General features: G+C 74.3%; 2 protein-coding genes and 1 pseudogene. All 3 read left to right on the top strand.

Annotated elements, in window-relative coordinates:
• Positions 1-58: 58 nt before the first annotated feature.
• Positions 59-757: a response regulator transcription factor gene (locus tag CCN29_RS05225; RefSeq protein ID WP_442538239.1), complete on the top strand. Its 699-nt coding sequence runs from the start codon at positions 59-61 to the stop codon at positions 755-757.
• A complete protein-coding gene (locus CCN29_RS05220) occupies positions 754-2,163 on the top strand; it encodes a sensor histidine kinase (protein WP_006131564.1) in 1,410 nt (469 codons plus the stop codon). Before CCN29_RS05225 ends, CCN29_RS05220 begins: the two co-directional genes overlap by 4 nt.
• A 247-nt stretch (positions 2,164-2,410) precedes the next feature.
• Positions 2,411-3,234, top strand: a pseudogene (locus CCN29_RS05215) (chitinase); the annotation flags it as partial.

Genomic DNA, 3,234 nt, shown 5'->3' with positions numbered 1-3,234 from the left:
TCCGGAGTTGTCCACAGGCCCCGGCCGCCCCCGCCCGGCATGGCGTACGGTGCCGCCCATGGCAAGTGTTCTCGTGGTCGAGGACGACCAGTTCGTACGTTCGGCGCTCATCCGGCAGTTGACCGACGCCTCGCACACCGTGCGCAGCGTCGGGACCGCGCTGGAGGCGCTGCGCGAGGTCGCCCATTTCCGCTTCGACGTGGTCGTCCTGGACCTCGGACTGCCGGATCTCGACGGCTCCGAGGCCCTGAAGATGCTCCGCGGCATCACCGACGTCCCCGTCATCGTCGCCACCGCCCGCGACGNNGACGACTATCTGACCAAGCCGTTCTCGGTGGAGCACCTCTCCGCCCGGATGGCCGCCGTGCTGCGCCGCGCCCGTTCCGGCGGCGGCGAGGCCGCGCCCTCCCCGGTGATCCGGGTCGGCGGCCTCACCGTCGACCCGCTGCGCCGCCAGGCCGAACTGGACGGCGTCCGGCTCGACCTGACCCGGCGCGAGTTCGACCTGCTCGCCTTCCTCGCCGGACGGCCCGGCGTGGTCGTGCCCCGGCGGGAGCTGCTCGCCGAGGTGTGGCAGCAGTCCTACGGCGACGACCAGACCATCGACGTCCATCTGTCCTGGCTGCGCCGGAAGCTGGGGGAGACCGCCGCGCGTCCCCGCTACCTGCACACCCTGCGGGGCGTCGGCGTGAAGCTGGAGCCGCCGGCCGACGCGCCCGGAGCCGCGTACGCGTCGGGAGCGGAGCCGCCGCGATGAGATGGGCCCTGGTGAAGGTGTCGCTGGCGGTGACCGCAATGGTCGTGGTGGCCTTCGCCGTCCCGCTCGGCCTGGTCATCCGCGAGATGGCCCGGGACCGCGCCTTCGCCGGCGCCGAGCGGGAGGCCGCGGCCGTCGCCCCCGCGCTGTCCATCACCACCGACCGCGCCCAGCTGGAGCGGGTCGTCGCGTCGGCCGGCTCCGACGCCGCCATGGCCGTGCACCTCCCGGCCGTCGCCGGCGAACAGCCCCTGGACATAGGGCGGCGACGAGCCTCCGACGAGGACATCGCCGCCGTACGGGAGCTCGGCCGCGCCTCCACGTCCACCGTGCCCGGCGGCTCCGCCCTGCTCCAGCCGGTCGCGCTCAGCACCGGCGAGATCGCCGTCGTCGAGGTGTTCGTCCCGGAGTCCGAGGTCACCAACGGCGTCGGCACGGCCTGGGCGGTCCTCGCGGCCGTCGGCGCCGCCCTGATCGTCGGCTCGGTCGCGGTCGCCGACCGGCTGGGCGTGCGCATGGTGCGGCCCGCCCAGCGGCTGGTCGAGGGGGCGCACGAACTGGGCGAGGGCAAGCTGGGCGCCCGCGTCCGCGAGGAGGGGCCGACCGAACTGCGGCTGGCCGCCGTGGCGTTCAACTCCATGGCCGACCAGGTCGTCCAGCTCCTCGCCAACGAGCGGGAGCTGGCCGCCGACCTGTCCCACCGGCTGCGCACCCCGCTCACCGTGCTGCGGCTCAACGCCGCCTCCCTGGGCGACGGTCCGGCCGCCGAGCAGACCCGGGCCGCCGTCGAGCAGCTGGAGCGCGAGGTCGACACCATCATCCGCACCGCCCGCGACGCCAAGCCGCAGACGGCCGCCGCCGGACCCGGCGCGGGCTGCGACGCGGCCGAGGTGGTGCGCGAGCGGATGGCGTTCTGGTCGGCGCTCGCCGAGGACGAGGGCCGCAAGTGGCGGGTGGCCGGGGCGGACCGGCCGGTGCGCATCCCCGTGGCCCGCACCGACCTGGCCGCCGCCCTCGACGCCCTGCTCGGCAACGTCTTCCGGCACACCTCCGAGGGCACCGCCTTCGCCGTCGACGTGCACAACGGCGAGGACGCGGTGATCGTGCTCGTCTCCGACGCGGGCCCCGGCATAGCCGACCCCGAGACGGCGATGGCCCGCGGCCGGGGCTCCGGCGCCGACGGCTCCACCGGGCTGGGCCTGGACATCGTGCGCCGCCTCGCCGAGTCCACGGGCGGTGACGTGCGCATCGGCCGCTCGGTGCTCGGCGGGACCGAGGTGCGCATCTGGATCCAGCTCGACGGCCGCGACCGCTCGCCCCGGCGGCGCGGGCACCGGGGGAGCGTCCGCCGGCGCCGCACGGGCCGCGGCGCCCTGTCCTTTAACCGTTCCCGATCCCTTCCTTAAGCGGACCCTAAGGTTCCCTGCCGCCGTCCGGATCACGCGAGTTGTCCGTTTCCCGATCACTAGCGTGCTGCCGCAACCTCCCCCCACGAACGGCAACGAAGGCAGGCATGCGATGAGCACGCACCGGCGCAGGATCAGTGGCAGGAACAAGGCGATCGGCGCGGTGGCGGCCGCGGCCGTAGCCGCCGGCGGGGCGTTCCTGTTCACCAGCACCGCACTGGCCACGGACGACCCCGCCACCGAGGCGGCGGAGGGCGCGGGCTTCGCCCCGTACGTCGACACCTCGCTCAGCCCGGCCTACGACCTGCTGGCGAGCGCCGAGGCGACCGGCGTGAAGGAGTACACCCTCGCGTTCGTCACCGACGGCGGCGGCTGCACCCCCAAGTGGGGCGGCACCGGCAGCCTCGGCGACAACCCGGTGGCCGCGCAGATCGGCGCGCTGCGCGAGGCGGGCGGCGACGTCCGCGTCTCCTTCGGCGGTGCCGCCGGCTCCGAACTCGGCACCACCTGCGGCTCGGTGGAGGCGCTCGCCGCCGCCTACACCGAGGTCGTCGACACCTACCAGCTCACCAAGGTCGACTTCGACGTCGAGGGCGGCGCGCTGCCCAACACGCAGGCCAACACCCGCCGCGCCCAGGCGATCGCCGCCCTCCAGAAGTCCCACCCGGACCTGGACGTCTCCTTCACCCTCCCGGTGATGCCGCAGGGCCTCACCCAGGACGGCGTGAACCTGCTCGCCGACGCCAAGGCGAACGGCGTGCGCGTCGACGCCGTCAACATCATGGCGATGGACTACGGCCCCGCCTTCAGCGACGACATGGGCACCTACGCCGAGCAGGCCGCCACCGCCACCCAGGCGCAGATCAAGAACACCCTCGGGCTCGACGACGCCGAGGCGTGGAAGACGGTCGCGGTCACCCCGATGATCGGCGTCAACGACGTCGTCACCGAGATCTTCACGGTCGAGGACGCCACCCAGCTGGTGGAGTTCGCCAAGGCCAAAGGGCTGGGCCGGCTGTCGATGTGGTCCGGCACCCGCGACCAGCAGTGCGCCGAGGGCGAGAAGCCGGC

Source organism: Streptomyces pseudogriseolus, from assembly GCA_002154585.1.
Classification (GTDB): domain Bacteria; phylum Actinomycetota; class Actinomycetes; order Streptomycetales; family Streptomycetaceae; genus Streptomyces; species Streptomyces pseudogriseolus.
Note: the sequence above shows the minus strand (reverse complement) of the source record. Positions and strands in the feature narration are given on the sequence as shown.